General features: G+C 42.9%; 15 protein-coding genes. 2 read left to right on the plus strand and 13 right to left on the minus strand.

Features of this window, described 5'->3' with window-relative positions:
- Nucleotides 1-38 precede the first annotated feature (38 nt).
- From NSS92_RS12635 to NSS92_RS12650, 4 genes are read right to left on the minus strand one after another with little or no spacing between them, the layout of a single operon-like run.
- Nucleotides 39-1,229: an MFS transporter gene (locus NSS92_RS12635; RefSeq protein ID WP_267587789.1), complete on the minus strand. Its 1,191-nt coding sequence runs from the start codon at nt 1,227-1,229 to the stop codon at nt 39-41.
- 54 nt (nt 1,230-1,283) lie between these two features.
- Nucleotides 1,284-2,330: a Gfo/Idh/MocA family protein gene (locus NSS92_RS12640; protein ID WP_267587790.1), complete on the minus strand. Its 1,047-nt coding sequence runs from the start codon at nt 2,328-2,330 to the stop codon at nt 1,284-1,286.
- Nucleotides 2,327-3,193 carry an HAD-IIB family hydrolase gene (locus NSS92_RS12645; RefSeq protein WP_267587791.1) on the minus strand — a complete coding sequence of 289 codons (867 nt, stop codon included), beginning with the start codon at nt 3,191-3,193 and terminating at the stop codon, nt 2,327-2,329. The genes NSS92_RS12640 and NSS92_RS12645 overlap by 4 nt, the downstream gene beginning before the upstream one ends.
- Nucleotides 3,168-4,493 carry a DegT/DnrJ/EryC1/StrS family aminotransferase gene (locus tag NSS92_RS12650; RefSeq protein WP_340868394.1) on the minus strand — a complete coding sequence of 442 codons (1,326 nt, stop codon included), beginning with the start codon at nt 4,491-4,493 and terminating at the stop codon, nt 3,168-3,170. The genes NSS92_RS12645 and NSS92_RS12650 overlap by 26 nt, the downstream gene beginning before the upstream one ends.
- A gap of 109 nt (nt 4,494-4,602) precedes the next feature.
- Between NSS92_RS12650 and NSS92_RS12655 the strand changes: the two genes are divergently transcribed.
- Complete coding sequence (locus NSS92_RS12655; RefSeq protein WP_340868396.1) at nt 4,603-5,592, plus strand: LacI family DNA-binding transcriptional regulator; 990 nt, start codon at nt 4,603-4,605, stop codon at nt 5,590-5,592.
- A gap of 246 nt (nt 5,593-5,838) precedes the next feature.
- Here NSS92_RS12655 and NSS92_RS12660 read toward each other — a convergent pair whose 3' ends face one another.
- The 3 genes from NSS92_RS12660 to NSS92_RS12670 all read right to left on the minus strand — a co-directional run bounded on the left by NSS92_RS12660 (nt 5,839) and on the right by NSS92_RS12670 (nt 10,100).
- Nucleotides 5,839-7,461, minus strand: coding sequence for an L-lactate permease (locus tag NSS92_RS12660; RefSeq protein ID WP_087976277.1), 1,623 nt, complete (start codon nt 7,459-7,461; stop codon nt 5,839-5,841).
- Between the two features lie 43 nt (nt 7,462-7,504).
- Entirely contained in the window at nt 7,505-8,452 is a 948-nt protein-coding gene (locus tag NSS92_RS12665) for an L-lactate dehydrogenase (RefSeq protein ID WP_025092786.1), read from the minus strand.
- Between the two features lie 217 nt (nt 8,453-8,669).
- On the minus strand, nt 8,670-10,100 hold the full coding sequence (locus NSS92_RS12670) for a YfcC family protein (protein ID WP_024424344.1): 1,431 nt from the start codon (nt 10,098-10,100) through the stop codon (nt 8,670-8,672).
- 153 nt (nt 10,101-10,253) lie between these two features.
- Between NSS92_RS12670 and NSS92_RS12675 the strand changes: the two genes are divergently transcribed.
- Nucleotides 10,254-11,381, plus strand: a complete 1,128-nt coding sequence (locus NSS92_RS12675) for a M20 peptidase aminoacylase family protein (RefSeq protein ID WP_340868402.1) — start codon at nt 10,254-10,256, stop codon at nt 11,379-11,381.
- A gap of 49 nt (nt 11,382-11,430) precedes the next feature.
- Here the strand turns inward: NSS92_RS12675 and NSS92_RS12680 are convergent, their stop codons facing one another.
- The 6 genes from NSS92_RS12680 to NSS92_RS12705 all read right to left on the minus strand — a co-directional run bounded on the left by NSS92_RS12680 (nt 11,431) and on the right by NSS92_RS12705 (nt 17,622).
- Nucleotides 11,431-12,153, minus strand: a complete 723-nt coding sequence (locus NSS92_RS12680; protein WP_340868404.1) for an SDR family oxidoreductase — start codon at nt 12,151-12,153, stop codon at nt 11,431-11,433.
- A 110-nt stretch (nt 12,154-12,263) separates the two neighbouring features.
- Entirely contained in the window at nt 12,264-13,016 is a 753-nt protein-coding gene (locus NSS92_RS12685; RefSeq protein WP_340868406.1) for an alpha/beta fold hydrolase, read from the minus strand.
- 107 nt (nt 13,017-13,123) lie between these two features.
- A complete protein-coding gene (locus NSS92_RS12690; protein WP_340868408.1) occupies nt 13,124-14,005 on the minus strand; it encodes a glycine betaine ABC transporter substrate-binding protein in 882 nt (293 codons plus the stop codon).
- A complete protein-coding gene (gene opuAB, locus NSS92_RS12695) occupies nt 14,005-14,850 on the minus strand; it encodes a glycine/proline betaine ABC transporter permease subunit OpuAB (protein ID WP_142946592.1) in 846 nt (281 codons plus the stop codon). Before opuAB ends, NSS92_RS12690 begins: the two co-directional genes overlap by 1 nt.
- 10 nt (nt 14,851-14,860) lie before the next feature.
- On the minus strand, nt 14,861-16,129 hold the full coding sequence (gene opuAA, locus NSS92_RS12700) for a glycine/proline betaine ABC transporter ATP-binding protein OpuAA (RefSeq protein ID WP_034283228.1): 1,269 nt from the start codon (nt 16,127-16,129) through the stop codon (nt 14,861-14,863).
- Nucleotides 16,130-16,527: 398 nt separating this feature from the next.
- Nucleotides 16,528-17,622, minus strand: a complete 1,095-nt coding sequence (locus NSS92_RS12705; protein WP_024427234.1) for a toxic anion resistance protein — start codon at nt 17,620-17,622, stop codon at nt 16,528-16,530.
- Nucleotides 17,623-17,626: the final 4 nt, after the last annotated feature.

A 17,626-nucleotide genomic window follows, 5' to 3' on the forward strand; every position in this document is an offset into this window, starting at 1 on the left:
TCCTTTGTCATCATTTCAGGTGGACCACGGGGAGCCGCTTAGCGATCTGCTTTCAGTGCCGACTGCTGCGCGTGTACCGTTTCTTTTTTCTTAGAACGATTCATTTGAATCGCAGCTGCAAACAGAAGAACAGCTAAGAAGGCAAATACAAAGACGGCACTTGCCGCTCCTGCCCATTCAAGACTAAATCCAATCAAAAAGGACAAGCAGGCTCCGCCTAAGCTTGCGGCTGCAATAAAATAACTCGTTGCCTCATCGATGGCATTTTCAATCATTAAGGCAGATGCTGTCAGTGCGATTGGGAACATGCCAGCTGCGCAAAGGCCGATGAAAAAGATGAGGATCAGCTGCGCGGCGATGTGGGTTGTCAGAGCAAATATCAAAAGCAGCAGAATCATAAGTGATGCGCTTAGCTTTAAAAAACGCAGCGGATGCAGCTGATCAGCTTTTCTCGCAATCACGGTTCTGCCGATGACGATCGCTGTCCAGAAAGTAGAGACCGCAAAGAGGCCCCAATTTTCTCCCCCTTTTTCCAGCATGATCGACGGCAAAAAGTTCGCAAAATTCGTTTCAATCCCTGCGTAGAAAAAGGCAAAGCAAATCATAATCACCACGATCATTCGATTGTTTCGATCAACAAGTAAGGACGGTTTCCGCGTCCCTCCTGTGGAAGGAGCATCCATCTGCCCATGAGGCAGCTTGTTCATAAAAACAAGCCAAAGCATAAGGAAAAATGTCAGCGCACCCACCTGAAATAAAAACACATACTGCCATGTCTGTTCTGTGACAGTCAGCAGAATCACTAGCGGAAATAACAGCGCACCTAATCCAAAGAAGACCTCCATGATACTGATGCGCTTTGCACTATTAGCCATCGAAATGACATACGCACCGGCTGTTGTCTCAAGACTGCCTGCGCCGCTCCCAAGAAAAAAACCTGCCAGCACAAGCGTTGTCCAGCCCGGCACCAATAGCCCCAGCAGAAGTGAGCCGATCATCAGCAAAAGACCCATGGTCAGAACAGCGCCATAGCCTTTTTTTCTCACTAGAATGGGGGATAACAGAACACCTGTCAAAAAACCAATAAACTGAAAAAAAATTAAAGATGATAATTCCCCGGGACCTTTATCGTAACTCGACAGCAAATAAGGCGTTAAGCTGCCAAAAAACACATGAATGGTCCCAATAAAAAAATAAAAGACACAGCCAAAATAAAATACCTTTTTCATCTTTTCACTTCCTCTAAAAAGGAGCGGAGTCATCACATCCTCCGCTCCACCTCTTTAATATGCCTGGGCAGAGACGACTGCCTCTTCCCTCTCAAAGCATGTATTGAGCGCAGCCTGTGCGCGATAACCATCTTCAAAATCAGCGACCTTCATATGAGATGGGTATGGATCTGTATTCACCCAATGCATCAGCTGATCACGGAATGTATCGGACCATCCGTAAAATTCATTTGACGGATCTGTCAGCAAGGTTTGCGGCATTTGATGACGCTCCACACACAATCCATCACTGATCTCATATTCGTTTTTCATGTTCGTATGGTATTTGAATACCTTGTCATGACCAACGACTTCTACACTAAACCCACATTCTTCAGGCTGCGTGCTTTTGGATGTCACCAAATGAAAGAACACTTGATTCTCCATCTGCCCGAAAATTTCGGTATGATCATCCACCTGAACCTTTTTCTCTTCTTTTTCCTTTACATGTGTGAGCATCTTGGTGTTAAGTGATTCTTTCTTCATTTCACTTCCAAATAAGTACCACAGCATATCAATTAAATGAATACCAAGATCCCCTAGTGCACCGCTCGTACGGAGACTTTCGCCGCTGTCTCTCCATGAAAAGGTCTTTCTTCTAAGGGCACTGTTTTTCTTAAAATGAGTTCTGACGGTTAAAATGCGGCCTAATTCACCGTTGGCAATCAAGTTCTTCAATATATTCACAAAAGATAAATAACGATAGTTAAAACCCATACTGGCTTGAACTTGGAACTGTTTGGCTGTCTCCACCATTTCCTTCGCTTCCTTCAGCGACACAGCCATCGGTTTTTCACATAAAATCGGCTGTCCTGCTCTTAGCGACTGAAGGGCATGGTCCTTGTGACAAAAATTAGGAGAAGCAATAATCAACCCATCAGATGCATCTGCCAGTGTCTCAATACTTGAATACACACGTCCGCCGTACTGTTTAATGAATCCCTGTGCGACCGACTCATGCAAATCATAGACACCGGATAATTCTGCACCTTTAATCGTTGATAATGCTCTTGCATGTGCTTTTGCAATATTCCCTGCTCCAACAATTCCAATTTTCTTCATGAATGTGCCTCCTCATGTTTATACATCACTGTTTTCAGTGTTTCATAGATTCCTTTTGCATACCCATGATGACAAATTTGGTGATGGTGCCGTTTGGCTTCGGCTGTCGCATTTTGGACAAGGAAACCGTGTGTGACGGATTGAAGCATCCGCAAATCGTTCCCGCTATCACCAAAGGCAAAGCCTTGATCTTTTGATAAATCATATTGGTTCAGCATAAAGCGGACAATTTCATCCTTCCCTGTTCCGACTGGTAAAAAATCGACATCATAGCAATCCGCAGGATCTCCTGCAAGCGGGTTGCATTTGTTGATGTTGACCGCCACACCTCGCTCTTTAGCCAGTGTTTGGATAAATGATAGGTGATGAAGATCCGTCCGTTCATCCTGCTCCTGATAATAGAAATTCTTCTTATACCCTGAGCTGCCCAGCTGCGTTTGCGGCCTAAGGGAAATTCCCTTTTCTCGAATAGTTTCCAGGATGTCTTCTATTTTTTCATCTGAAAAGCCCTGCGCATCCAGCCGCTTCATCCACTCTGCATCTGGCTGTCCAAAATGAGCATCCGACGTATATACAATCTCAGTCCCTAAGTTCGACGCAATGAAATGCGGGAATTGATGAAAACCGCCTTTTTCCATTTTGCTCGTGACAGAATCGAGACTGCTTCCCGTCACCCAGCCCAGCAAGAGCTGTCCCGCTTCACTCTTTTCTGCTACAAAGGCTTCCAGCCGCTTGATATCCTCTCTCTGCTCCTCTGTCATTCCGTGAGAATAATAGGTTTCATCAAAGTCACAGAAGACGATCCACTGCGGATTCTGCGGCTGATTCAGCAGTTTTTTATTGAATGGAAGACTTGATAACATGTTGAACCCCCTCGATGACCTTCTCCTGATCTTGCAGCGGCATTCCTGGATAAAGCGGCAAGTGAAGTAATTGCTGCGCTGCTTTTTCCGTGTGTGGAAGTGTCGTTTGTCTATATTTTTGAGAAACAAGATTTGTTTGATGCTGATGCGATAGAATCGGGTAATAGACATCAGTCTCTATGCCCATTTCCAGCAATTTCGCTGCCAGTTCATCTCGGTCTCCCTTCAGTACTCTGATTGGGAATAGATGCCAGACATGATCATCCGTCAGCTTCGGAAGCTTCATGTATCCTTCATCCTCAAGCGTTTGCAGCTGGTCAATGTATCGCTTGGCTAAGTAAAAACGTTTAAAGTTTTGCAATCCTAAATACTTCATTCGTTCGAGTCCGATCGCTGCCTGCAAATTATCAATTTTGGAATTAAAGCCGTAGTCACTGCGTTTGACATTTTTCTTTCCAGCTTCAAAGCCGTGATAGCTGATCTCCATGCATTTTTCTGCCAGGGCCTCATCATTTGTAGCGATGGCTCCTGCCTTTCCGCAGACCCCAAGGTTTTTGTATGGATTAAAGCTGAGAACAAGTCCATCTCCATAAGCACCAAGTCCGCTGCTGCCAATCGCTTGACAGCCATCTTCAATAATTTTCAACCCATGCTGTTTCGCAATCGCCGAAATCGCCTTCATATCCGCTTGCTTTCCATATAAATGAACCGGTAGAATGCATACCGTTTTATCTGTGATATGCTTCTCTATTTCACCCGGTGAGAGGCAGTAGGTTTCAGGATCAATATCGGCATAAACCGGAACAGCCCCAATGGCAAGCACTGCATTTTCTGTTGCAGCAAAGCTATTGGCTGGCAAAATCACCTCGTCTCCTGGATGGACGCCTGCTGATATGAGACTGATCATCAATGCATCTGTTCCACTTGACGTGGCAATGACATATTTTTTCCCTAAGTACTCAGCAATCGCCTTTTCAAACGTCGGAATATATGGCCCTGAAGTAAAACGTCCAGAGCTCAATACTTCCTTCAGCACCAGCATAATATCATCGATTTCATCCTCTGAAATCAGTTTATCAACTGGCAGAAACGGTATCTTTTTTTCCTTATTTTGTTTATAATGGAAGAGAATTTTTTCCAAACCTGTGCGCTCTATATCTTGCTCAAGGAACGTCACCAGTTTTTCATTTGCTAGATGCTTTTCAACTGAATCGGCCTTTACTTGAACACCTTGATTGATCATGTCCAGCAAAGGAAGATAATCCTTGCTTTTACCTGATATCTTCGTCAATATTTGCATTCCATTCCCTCCAATTAATCAATTCCTTTTGTTAATATTTAACTTGTTTCACATTGTAAATGATGTTATCGATTTCAGAACAATAACTTTGTGTAAAGGATTTGTTAATATGTGTACAATTTATGAAATTGCCAAACGCTGCGGGGTTTCAACCACCACCGTTTCCAGAGTGCTAAACCATCACCCATATGTGTCAGAAGAAAAGCGGCAGCTCATTTTACAGGTGATGAAAGAAATGGAATATACACCGAGTTCAGCAGCCCGCACACTAAGGTCACATCAGACAAAAACCATTGCTGTGTCTGTTCCAGCTGTGGACCATCCTTTCTTTGCACAATTGATTAACGGCATTTCAAAGGAAGCGCTGGATCAAGGATATAAAGCCATCGTGCTTCAGACGTTTTATCAAGAAGCATTAGAGCTTGAAGGGCTTCAATTATTAAAAAGAAAAGAAGTAGATGGGGTCATATTGGGGGCATTAGAAAATCAGTGGGAAAAGATCGAGCCATTTTTAACAAACGGTCCCATTGTCATGGCAAATGAATATCATCAAACAGCAAACATCCCGATTATCGGATACGATGAACGGGAAGCCGCCTATAAAGCGGTCGACTACTTGATTCGGTCGGGGCGAAAATCGATTGGGTTTTGCTTTGATACAGAAAGCAGTGAAGCACAGAAACAAAGGAGACAGGGCTATCTTGATGCACTCTCTGCTCACGGTTTGCCGCTGCAAGACGATTGGCTGTTTGGAGAGGCCTTTACCATTGAAGACGGCTTTCGCTTAATGGATGCCATCCATCACATGAAGAATGCGCCTGATGCCATTTTCACCGGCAATGATCAAGTCGCAGCAGGGCTCATTAAACAGGCCATTTCATATGGCTATCAAATCCCAGAGGATCTAGCGGTCATCGGCTATGACAACCAAGACATATGTGAGGTGACAGCTCCAACGATCACCACAATTGACATACCGATCGTAGAGCTTGGCCAGCGGTCTGTACAGCAAATGATCGCACTCCTGCAAGACCAAAAACCATTGCAGCGCGAACATATCCAGCTGCCTACCCGGCTCGTGACAAGAGAATCTACATAAAGAAAAAGACTGAGAGAAATCTCAGTCCTTCAGATTGTTGACAAAGGGCTAACATGATGTTGATTTTAGCCCTTTGTCTTCTTTTCAGCGTGATAGAAAACCTTTGCAGTCTAGGAAGGACGAGTACCGGAGCGAAGCGAATTAAAACATTCGTGAGCACTGGAGCGCAGACCTGACACCGAATGCGAGGGTTTGTCTACACGCTAAAAGACTGAGAGAGATCTCAGTCTTTTTTAGTCTATCAACCTATACAAATTGAGCAAGAATGAATGTCCATATACATACAATACCGAGCAGAATGAAACTGTACTTCACGGTCTTTTTGAAGAGCTCAGATTCTTTCCCTGTTTCTCCAACAGCTGCTGTAGCGATAGCGATAGATTGTGGAGAAATTAATTTCGCCATCACACCACCGGTCGTATTCGCCCCAATTAACAAGCCTGCTTGTGAGCCGATTTGAGAAGCAGTGACCGCTTGAAGGTTACCGAATAAGGCGTTGTTACTCACGACAGACCCCGTAATAAACACACCGATCCAGCCAAGCACCGGGCTGACAAGCGGGAACAGATCGCCTGTTTTGGCAAGAGCAAGTCCAATGGCTGAACTTAGTCCAGCAAAGTTTGCCAGGTTGGCAAAGCCCATGACAAAACAAATAGTAAGAACAGGAACCCAAAGCTCTTTCACCGCTGCTTTTAAGCAGACAGCGCCTTCTGTTAATGTAATATGTCTGCTAAACAGTCCAGTCAGCATCACCGCAATCAGAATGGCAGTACCCGTTGCACTGATGACATCAATTTTAAAGATCGCATCAATAGGTGTTTCTGTTTGTGCAATTGGTGGTAATTTCACAATTTGCTGATGTAAAAACGGCATTTTCACTAAAATGGTCGTCCAGTTAAGCGGTCCTCCTACAGCAAACAATGCTTTAAATGCTGGCAGACTCCATACCGTAATAACAGCAGTTAAAATATAGAACGGAGACCACGCTTTCAGTATTTCAACGCCGCGATACGTTTGTTTCTGTTCAATATCTGGCGCTCCTTCTTCACGATAAATGTGTTTTGGCTGCCATTTCCGAAGAAATAAAGCCAAAATTCCCATACTTGCCAAAGCAGAAATAATATTGGCAAGCTCAGGACCCATCGTCACCATTGTGACAGCTTGCAAAATAGCATAGGTTCCACTCACAACAAGCAAGGCTGGCAGAGTTTCTTTGATTCCTTTGAATCCATCTACAATCAGAATGAGGAGGAACGGAATACAGAATGAAATAAACGGGATCGTATATACAAGGGTTTGAGATAATGCAAGCGGCGTCATATTGCCCATTTGCGCCCCTGTAATCACTGGGATGCCCACAGCACCAAATGCACCAGAAGCAGCATTGGCTATTAAGCAGAGCATCGCAGCTTTCAGCGGTTTAAACCCAAGCTCTGTTAAGAGAGCGGCACTGATCGCAATCGGTACGCCAAACCCAGCAGCTCCCTCTAAAAATGCGTTAAAGCTAAAACCAATTAATAAGAGCTGAAGACGTTGATCTTGAGAAATTCCTGCAATACTAGAACGAATGACATCGAACTTACCAGATTTCACGGCAATTTTATAGAGCCATACCGCCATGATGACGATATATCCAATCGGCCACAGCCCATTAGATATACCGAGCAGCACAGCAGATAATGCCTTTTCAACTGGCATATGAAAGAAGAAAACAGCTGTTACAAAACTGACGATTAAGGTAAAACAAGCGGCTAAAACACCTTTTAGCTTAAAAACGGTTAATGCAAGAAGGAAAAACAAGATTGGGAGCATTGCCACCAATGCACTGACGAATTCATTACCAAACGGATCATATATTTGCTGCCACATAGTGATTCATCCTTTTCTGCTCAGATAGGTTGCTTTTAATTGATTAAAAATGAGGAGCCAAAATCTCTTTTAACACATTCACACTGTGTGCAAATTTTTCTTTCTCCGTGTCGTTCAGTGCGAGCTCCATCACTTCTGTTGCGCCATTTCGATTCACAAGGGCAGGTACACCAATGTAGACATCTTCTGCTCCGTACTCTCCATCTAAGTAAGTGCTGACAGTTAAAATGCTGTTTTCATTGTGCAGGATCGCTCTTGTAATGCGGGCTAAACTCATTGCTACGCCGTAGTAAGTGGCGCCTTTTTTCTCAATGATTTGGTAAGCGGCATGACGGACATTTTCCATGATTTCATCTAAGTCTTCTTGTTTGTATTGATCATTTCTCTTCATTAATTCTGTAATTGGTACACTTCCGATATTCGCATGACTCCAAACAGCAAGCTCTGTATCTCCATGCTCTCCAATGATGTACGCATGCACGTTGTGTGCCGCTGCTTCAAAATACTCACTGAGCATGTATCTAAATCTTGCCGTATCAAGCGTCGTACCACTGCCAATCACTCGTTCTTTTGGAAGACCACTGAATTTCCAAGTCGCATATGTCAAAATATCCACTGGGTTTGTAGCAACTAAGAAAATACCATCAAATCCACTTTTCATTACGTTTTCTACAATGCCTTTAAATATATTTAAATTTTTCTCAACAAGGTCGAGTCTTGTTTCACCTGGCTTTTGGTTTGCACCAGCACAGATACAGACGATATCTGCATCTTTACAATCCTCATAATCTCCATACCATGTATTCACAGGATGCGGGGCAAATGCTTTTCCGTGGTTTAAATCCATCACGTCACCCATTGCTTTGTCTTGATTCAAATCGATGACAACCAATTCATCTGTGATCGCTTGATTTATTAATGTAAAGGCATAACTGCTGCCGACGAAACCTGCTCCAATAAGGGCTACTTTGTTTACTTTTTCGTTTGTCATTTATCTCATCCTCCTGAGTAAAACTAGGCTGTTTTTGTTATGTGAAGTATTTCACATTCTTATTGTGCAACATTTCACAAACTTTTGCAAGGGGGCTGCTCAAAAAAAATATGTAGCGAATTTGTGAACACATTTATTGTGCTTTCAAAGCACTGCCTCCATACATATTTCCACAAGAAAAAAGCTGCCAAACGCTCTTCGGCAGCTTCATACATCATTAGTAAGGTCCCCAGTTGATCATGACCCCGATACAAATAAACACAAGACCGATGACAAACCAAATGAGGGCAAGCGGCACCATAAAACGCAGCCACTTTACATAAGGAATACCACTTGCAGCAAGCACAGCCATCAACACACCAGAAGTCGGATTGATACAGTTGACCACCCCTTCGCCAAGCATCACCGCTTCTACAGCTACCTGTCTTGTGATGCCCATTAAATCAGCGAGCGGCGCAAGAATCGGGATAAAGACAACGGCTTCTCCTGATCCTGATGAAATCAAAAAGTGAAGAAGCGCACTCGCAATATACATCCCGATCGCACCAGCGATTGGACTAAAGCCTGTCAGCATACTTGCCAAGCCATTGACCACTGTATCAAGCAGCTTCCCGTTTTCTAAAATGACCGAAATACAGCGTGCCATCCCAACAATAAGTGCGCCGTATACAAGGCTTTGGCACCCGATAATAAACGTTTTCGCAATATCATTGGCCGCTAATCCGCCGAGCAGTCCAGCAGCGATAGCCATAAAAATGAACACACCCGCCATTTCCTTATCGGTCCAGCCAAGCTGAAGTGCGCCATATAAGAAACCTCCAAGTGACAATCCGCACACCGCTAAAATCAGCTTATGTCTGCCAGTAAATGCAGGCTTGTCCACAGATTCCGCATCGGCTCCGCCAAGCCCCTTAGCAGGAAACCATTGATCGCCAAGAATGCTTCCCTTTTCTTTATTCTTCAGACGTCTTGTATATAAATAGATGTACACAATACTAGAAATAAGAAAACAAAGATAAATAATGACACGCAGGCCAATGCCAGAAAAGATCGGCAGCTCTGCAATCGTTTGTGATAAACCTAATGGAGATGGAGATAAAATCGTTGCGTTAAACCCTGCATAACAGCCAATGTATATGACAGCCGCTCCTGCTACAGCATCCCATTTCAAGGATCGTGCCACAATGATGCCGATCGGAATAAACCCAATGACAGAGTTCACGACAATTCCGGTCGTTCCAAGGACTGAAAATAATCCCCCAACAATACAAATAAACAATAATTGCTTCGTTTGAAACCGGCTGATGACATGGTGAATCATCCCGTTAATAGCACCTGTCTTCTCCAAAATGGCAATGGTTCCGCCCGTAAATAAAATCAGAAAAATGATAGAAGAGGATCCTACCATTCCTTCTTGTATCGCTGTGAAAAATCCAACTGGACTCACTGGTGATTGATCAATGCGATGATAACTGCCAGGAACGGCTGTTGTGATCTCCCCAGATGTCTTTCGGTCAAACTCACCCGCTGGTACAAAATACGTTGCTATCGTACAAATCAGTGCAATCATAAATAAGAGAACATACGCATCCGGCATTTGAAGTTTTCGTTTTTGTTTCTCTGGTGCTGATACTGTCGCTGTTTTCATGTGTCAAAACCCCTTTGTCCCGATCGGAATTTCACTTAATTTTCAGAATAATCAAATGATGTGTTATATTATAAACACTGTTGATATTTCAGAGCAATATTATTTCACTAAAATAATGTTTTGGCAGATTATCTGTCAGCAAGGAGGCTTCTCATGACAACTTTGACAAACGAAATGAAACAAACCGTGACAGACATCTTTGAACACTTGCATGCCCACCCAGAAATAAGCTGGGAAGAAACAGAAACGACTGCTTATATTGAAGATATATTGAAAAAATCAGGCTGCAAAACTCAAACATTTGACGACTGTACAGGGGTGATCGGTGAAATTGGAGAAGGCGCACCAGTGGTCGCTGTGAGAGCCGATATTGATGCACTTTGGCAGGAAGTAGATGGTGAGTTTCAAGCCAATCATTCATGCGGCCACGATGCACACATGACAATGGCTCTTGGCACCTTCATGGCATTAAAGGAAAAAGAACGCCCGAACGGCACAATTCGTTTCATCTTTCAGCCTGCCGAGGAAAGAGGCGGCGGTGCGCTGAAAATGATTGAAAAAGGTGTGCTCGCAGATGTCGATTACTTATATGGCGTACATGTGCGCCCAATCCAAGAAACATTAAACGGACGCTGCGCTCCTGCCATTTTGCACGGATCAAGTAATCATTACGTCGGCACCATTATTGGCGAGGAAGCGCACGGTGCACGTCCACACCTTGGCGTCAACGTAATAGAAGTGGCTTCAACCCTCGTGCAGAGACTCGCGCATATCCATGTCGATCCAAGAGTCGCTCATTCTGTCAAAATGACCAATTTACATGCTGGCGGGGGCAGCTCAAACATCATCCCAGGCAAAGCCTCTTTTACATTAGATGTACGGGCACAAACAAACGAAGTGATGGATGAACTAGAAAAAGAAATTGAAAGAGCGGTTCATGCTGTAGCGGATGCCTTTGGCGCTTCCATTACACTTTCAACAGACCATCGTCTACCTGCCGCCACCTTAAATGAAGAAGCTGTCCAGATCATGTCTCACGCGATTGAACAGGTTTTAGGCAAAGAGCAGCTTGATCCCCCGATCGTCACAACAGGTGGAGAGGACTTTCACTTTTATGCAGCAAAGGTTCCACATATCAAATCCACGATGCTCGGATTAGGCTGTGATTTAAAGCCTGGTCTTCATCATCCGTATATGACCTTCGACCGCTCTGCAATCTTTACCGGCATTGAGATTTTGACTGAGACTGTCTATCAAACACTCGAGCAGCATTCATCATAAAATAAAAAAGCCACCCGCCTTCTCTTCAGGGCGGGTGGTCTGCTTTATATTATGCATTCAGATCTGTCATAGCTGGAACATTGATTTCTTTCACGCAAGATACCCTAGATAAATGAATCACACATCTGGCAAGCTCCACAATATCCTGGACAGGGATTCTCGTTTCATCATATAGAGTGATGGCCTTTTCGGCTCCATCTTCATACGGGACCTCCGCCGCCAGCTCTCCTGGATTGATACAGGTGACAGATATTTTATCTTTTCTCACATGCTCTCTCAGTGCATTCACAATTCCTCGCAGGCCAAATTTAGATGCAACAAACGAGACTTGCGGCAGGTTTGTATGATCCAGACCCGCCGTTGAGCCAATGACGATGATTTTCCCATTCTCCGATTTCCTTACGTGCGGAAGCAGTGCCTGGATGTACGTAATGGTTGAGGTGATATTCACATTGATTAAATGTGCAATATCCTCTGGCTGATCGTGCTCAAAGGAATAATCGTCTTCAAAGCCTCGTTTTTCCCATAAACCGACGTTATAGATGAGTACATCAATCGTCTTATTCTCCAGTGCTTCGAGCATATAAGGGATATGCGTTTGGTTTGATAAGTCGATTTTCAGCCAATTTCTATGTACACCGTCATCTATGTTCAGACTGCTTGGTTCACTTCGCGACACAATCCAAACTGTATCTCCACTTGATGGAAGACCCTTTACAAAAGCATCTCCTAATCCTTGACTTGCACCGAATATGATATAGTTTTTACTCATAGCTCCTCCTTCTATGGCACACAAACTGAAAGCGTTTTATACCTATATCATACAGATTTTAAGAGACCACCGCCCCTTTTATGCTCGTCTTCACTTAATAATTGGAACGGCTACTGGATTTCCTTTAATTCGGCTGGTAATGCACGTGCCTCTATCAAGCTTTTGATCATTTCTGTAAAAAGTTCTTTCTTCTCAAAAGTGAATGTATGTCCAATACCGGGAACGATGACGCCTGCTGCCTTCGTATGTGAATTCGTTATTTTTTTGGCTGACCGTTTCATGATGCCTTTTTCTTTTTCTCCCACTGTGACAAGAATGCGTGCCTTCGCTTGCTGAAACGTGTCTGGGAGCTTGTAATGAAGGTTTTCTTGAAACATCGTAAGAAGGGTTTTCTTTTGCAGATGTTTCGATTCCGCCGCATAATGATGCAGTACATGTTGCGGGAGCCCCATCTTTTCGGCTTGGAGCTCGATAAACCAATCTTTCTTTAATAATGGATACGTCAGTGGCAAGAGGGGTCTCACCATGAAGTGGAGCCATGGCAAAGGCATCACAAGAGCGCTATTGATAACTGCTATGTCTACGATATCTGGCTCTCTTGATAACACATCAACAGCAATCTGCGCACCTAAAGAAAATCCAATCAGAATCACTTGACGGCCATTCGCGTTTTCCTTGATCCATGAGATAACTTCTTGGGTGCTTTCATTCATTGAAAATATCTGTTCTTTTGCTCTTGTCCCGTGTCCAATGAGATCAGGGGCAAAGCATTCATACGTGTCCTTAAATATTTCAACCTGCTCCTGCCACATCCAGCTGCTTACTCCTCCACCATGCAGAAAAATCATGATTGATTTATCCATCGCCCGACAACTCCATCCTTCTATATAAGAAAAAAGCAGCCGCTTTTTGAGCAGACTGCTTTTTCAACATGCTCCCTTCTATTATAAGGGAACCACTACATCATTGACTATTTTTTCAAATCCTCAATGGAGTTTACGTTCTTCATATATGTTGGAACGACCAGCCCCATTCGAAGACCTTTCATACTTGTACCAAGGTCATCATATTTTCCTTTAAACTTCGCTGCATACGTTTTATGCGTATTTGGCAGCCATGCGGATAAAGATGCATCCGAACTTCCGGTTGCAATTGCCGTCCACATTGGACCTGCTTCGACTTGAGTCAAAGTCACTTTAAACCCGAGTTCACGCAATACTTCTGCCGCGACATTGGTACTTGCAATCTCACTATCCCAGGCAACGTAGGCAAGATTGACTTTGTCACCATTCGACTTTTTCACGCCTTTTGTCCATTTCGCCACTTGGTCTTTATGTTTCTTCACATATTTTATGGCGGCATCCTTTGGTTTCACACCATCTTGGATATCAATCATGACTTCGCCCATGTCATCTTGAGACCATTTAAACTGACTAAGCATTTTGGCTGCTTCCGGCTGATCCTTTGCAAATCCTTTACGTGAAATCGTATGAATTTCTTCCGCTTCACCATAAGATTTTTTTGGATCATCTAAATATTTTAAATCATAGCGGGAAAACATCCAGTGTGGATTCCAGCCAGTGATGATGATTGGCTTTTTACGGTCGTAAGATTTTTTAAGCGTTGCAGTCATGGCTGCACTTGATGCAGACACAACCGTCCAATCCTCTAAGCCATAATCCTTTTTGGCCTGATCGGTTAGGGCCATAATACCTGACCCCGGATCAATCCCAATAATCGTTTTATTGACCTGCTGTGCTGCACTCGCATTTGAATCTGTCTGAGCGCCGCAAGCGGCTAGTAAAAAGACAAGCAGGGCGGTCATCCCAATGTAGAGAGACTTTTTCCACATTAAGCATTCCCCCTGGTTTTTTTCGTTTTAATGTTTTGTGTAATACGGTCAAGTGTAATCGCCACAATAACAATGGCAATACCTGCTTCAAAACCAATACCTGTTTTCAGCTGCGTTACCGCACTATATACTTCTGAACCAAGTCCTGGGGCACCTACCATTGCCGCAATAACGACCATGGATAGAGCCAGCATGATACTTTGGTTAATACCAGCTAAGATGGTTTTTGTTGCAAGTGGAAGCTGAACTTTGAACAAACGCTGGAATGTAGTTGAACCAAAAGCTTCGGTTGCTTCAATTAAATCCGCTGGTACTTGTTTAATACCGAGAATGGTCATACGAATCGTTGGCGGCATGGAGAAAATAACCGATGCCACAACCCCAGGAACAACCCCAATGTTAAAGAAAAAGATCGCTGGTAATAGATAAACGAATGCAGGCATTGTCTGCATTAAATCTAAAATAGGTGTCACAATTTTACGCACCGTTTCCTTCTGTGATGCCCAAATACCGATCGGAACCCCGATCACGATAGAAATGACCACAGCGGTCAGAACGAGCGCAAGTGTTTGAAGCATTGGCTGCCAGTAGCCTAAATAGTCGATCAGCAAAAATCCAATAAGTGTGAAAAGAGCAACTCCTCTTGTACTGATCCACCAAGCAATGCCGGCAAAGATAAGGGTTAAAATAATGGATGGAATCACGCCAAGTGCAGCTACAATTCCATTTACTGTTCCAGCTAATCCATTTGTGATGCCATCAAAGAAACCACCAAACGTTAATGTTAACCAGTCAACAAATCGATCGATATAATCCGCGAACGGAATTCTAGGTAAATCACTCATACTAAACATCTTATTCTACCTCCTGTGCAGAAGGCTCTTGTGTCTTAATTTCCTCTAGCTTGTTAGAAGACATGTTGATATATTCATCATTACCTGATAATGCACCAATCAATGCACCTCTGACCACAATGCCCTTCATTCTGTTTTTCTCATCTACAACTGCAATTGGAATGTTTGCCGCATCAGACACTGCATCAAAGATTTCTGTTAAATACGTTGATTCCAATACTGTGGTAAATTCTTTATCAAGAACAGTTTCAAGTGATGCACCTGTTTCTGCCGCTTTTTTCGCTGCTTGGGCAGAAATGACACCTAATAAATGCTTTTTCTTATCTACTGCATAGATAGATGAAATCCCAAGGTTTTTCATGAGCGTGAGCGCAACACGTGCCCCTTTATCGATCTGAACTGTTTCTGCACGTTTCATAATATGACCAGCGGTTAATACTTTAGAAAGGTCAACATCTTCAACGAAGCGTTCAACATATTCATTCGATGGGTTCATCAGAATTTCTTCTGGTGTTCCGATTTGAACGATATTTCCGTCCTTCATGAGTACAATGCGGTCACCAATACGAAGCGCCTCATCTAAATCATGGGTAATGAAAATGATCGTTTTTCCTACAGATGTATGAAGCTCAAGCAATTCATCCTGCATATCTTTACGAATTAAAGGATCTAGTGCGCTGAATGCTTCATCCATTAATAAAATGTCAGGGTCATTTGCTAAAGCACGTGCCAATCCAACACGCTGCTGCATACCACCACTTAATTGATTTGGGTATTGCTCTTCAAAGCCTTCAAGTCCAACAAGCTTTAAAGATTCAAGCGCTTTTGATCTGCGCTCTTCTTTATCTACACCTTGCAATTCAAGACCATACTCTGTGTTCTCAAGAATTGTACGGTGCGGGAACAATGCGAAGTTTTGGAAAACCATGCTGATTTTTTTCCGTCTGACTTCACGCAATTGATCCTTTGACATATTTGTTATCATATCCCCATCAATATATATTTCACCGGAGGTTGGTTCGATTAACCTGTTTAGCATCCGCACAAGTGTGGACTTTCCGCTCCCTGATAGCCCCATGATGACAAATATCTCGCCGTCATATACATCAAAATTTGCTCGATTGACACCAACAGTTGCGCCGGTCTCTTTTAGGATTTCTCTTTTTGTTTTCCCTTTTTCAAGCATTTGAGATGCTTTTTTAGCATTTTTACCGAAAATTTTAGATACATTATTTATCTTGATTTTGATATTTCTCTCTTCAGAATTCATATTTTCCCTCCAAATTAGCATCTTTATAACCGTAACATAAGCGTTATGATGCAAACAATCTTTAGAATTCGCTTATTTCCCCACAATATGTATGAATTCCATATAGAGGTCTGGTCATTAGAGTTTATACGCCGTATTACTCGTAAATCCTATAGAATGCTTCATAAACTACATATTTTACGGGGTATTTCCTCTCATCAGACAATATTTTACTGGAAATTCCTAATTGTGCTAAAAAATAAGCCGAATCCTTGTCATAGCGGATTTTTTGAATCACGGGCGAACCATTCCCCTGAACAGGATTTACCCGAAAATGGTCACATAAAAACCTTTTTTCTCAAATTTAAATTAAATTCATAAAAAACTGCCTGCAACTTTAGTTACAGACAGCTTGTTTTTTAGGACTCCAAGGCAGCCCGCTTAATATTATCTTGAAGCTCAAGCATACGTTTTGTTCCATCTTCGCGTAATCGCTTATTCTCTTCTTCGATCTGTTTCGTCTCTTTCATCCCTTGTACAATTGTATTAAAGGAAGATTCGATCGTTTCAATGTCGATGCTTGGACGGCCAGATAATTTGGCAATCTCCACACTTTGACTTGAAATGTTTTCAGCATTTCGTTTCAGCATTTCATTTGTTCTTCTATCCAGCTCACTCATAGAATCAGCCACAAGCTTTTGTCTCTTCGCTGTCACAGCTTGAATGATCCCATTTTTGAAAATTGGAATGGTGATGATAAAGGCAGAGTTGATTTTACCAATTAATTTCGTATTCCCACGCTGAAGCAAACGGATTTGCGGTGCCGTTTGAAGCGCCACCATTCGTGCCATATCAAGGTCATATACACGCTCTTCAAGCGCTTGAATGCCATTACGAAGCGTATCGAGCTCCATTTGTGCCAGCTGGTTTCCACTAGCTGCTTTTTCTTCATATGAAGGAACCAATTGCTTTAATTCTTCGATTTTCATTTGACCGGCTACGACATACTTTTCAAGCTCCAAATAGTATTGAATGTTATGCTCATACATTTCTTCAAGCGTCACAGTCGATTTGGTCATTTCATCTTTATATTTACTAATTTCTACATTAATTTTTTCAATCTCTGCACCGAGGGTTTGATATTTACTAAAAATCTTTTCGATCATGCTGCCGCCGCGCTTAAAGATTTTTGACAACAAACCACCCTTCGGTTCGTCAAAATCATTTTTATCAAAGCGATCCATAATCTTGCCAAGCTGCGTCAGCATTGTTCCTGAATCAGTGACGCTTGTTGAACGCATCATCGAAAGGATACGATCAGAGAACTTAGAGATTTCAACGGCCGGCTGTTTTCCGTATTCAAGCAGTTCCAACTGATTTTTTGCATCGATCTGTCTCGCGATATTTTGCACTTCTGGTTCATTTCGAAGCTGAACGCGAATATCGTCTGCCTTCTCAATCGTGATTTCCTCTTTATCAATTGAAATGATGTCATTTCCGTTTGTATTTGTCATAAGC

The organism is Bacillus sp. FSL M8-0166 (assembly GCF_038008825.1).
In the GTDB taxonomy this organism is placed as follows: domain Bacteria; phylum Bacillota; class Bacilli; order Bacillales; family Bacillaceae; genus Bacillus; species Bacillus safensis.

Excerpts from the sequence above, each read along its gene's own strand:
- NSS92_RS12635 (WP_267587789.1), bottom strand. The coding sequence starts at position 1,229 with ATGAAAAAGGTATTTTATTTTGGCTGTGTCTTTTATTTTTTTATTGGG.
- NSS92_RS12640 (WP_267587790.1), bottom strand. The coding sequence starts at position 2,330 with ATGAAGAAAATTGGAATTGTTGGAGCAGGGAATATTGCAAAAGCACAT.
- NSS92_RS12645 (WP_267587791.1), bottom strand. The coding sequence starts at position 3,193 with ATGTTATCAAGTCTTCCATTCAATAAAAAACTGCTGAATCAGCCGCAG.
- NSS92_RS12650 (WP_340868394.1), bottom strand. The coding sequence starts at position 4,493 with ATGCAAATATTGACGAAGATATCAGGTAAAAGCAAGGATTATCTTCCT.
- NSS92_RS12655 (WP_340868396.1), top strand. The coding sequence starts at position 4,603 with ATGTGTACAATTTATGAAATTGCCAAACGCTGCGGGGTTTCAACCACC.
- NSS92_RS12660 (WP_087976277.1), bottom strand. The coding sequence starts at position 7,461 with ATGTGGCAGCAAATATATGATCCGTTTGGTAATGAATTCGTCAGTGCA.
- NSS92_RS12665 (WP_025092786.1), bottom strand. The coding sequence starts at position 8,452 with ATGACAAACGAAAAAGTAAACAAAGTAGCCCTTATTGGAGCAGGTTTC.
- NSS92_RS12670 (WP_024424344.1), bottom strand. The coding sequence starts at position 10,100 with ATGAAAACAGCGACAGTATCAGCACCAGAGAAACAAAAACGAAAACTT.
- NSS92_RS12675 (WP_340868402.1), top strand. The coding sequence starts at position 10,254 with ATGACAACTTTGACAAACGAAATGAAACAAACCGTGACAGACATCTTT.
- NSS92_RS12680 (WP_340868404.1), bottom strand. The coding sequence starts at position 12,153 with ATGAGTAAAAACTATATCATATTCGGTGCAAGTCAAGGATTAGGAGAT.
- NSS92_RS12685 (WP_340868406.1), bottom strand. The coding sequence starts at position 13,016 with ATGGATAAATCAATCATGATTTTTCTGCATGGTGGAGGAGTAAGCAGC.
- NSS92_RS12690 (WP_340868408.1), bottom strand. The coding sequence starts at position 14,005 with ATGTGGAAAAAGTCTCTCTACATTGGGATGACCGCCCTGCTTGTCTTT.
- opuAB (WP_142946592.1), bottom strand. The coding sequence starts at position 14,850 with ATGAGTGATTTACCTAGAATTCCGTTCGCGGATTATATCGATCGATTT.
- opuAA (WP_034283228.1), bottom strand. The coding sequence starts at position 16,129 with ATGAATTCTGAAGAGAGAAATATCAAAATCAAGATAAATAATGTATCT.
- NSS92_RS12705 (WP_024427234.1), bottom strand. The coding sequence starts at position 17,622 with ATGACAAATACAAACGGAAATGACATCATTTCAATTGATAAAGAGGAA.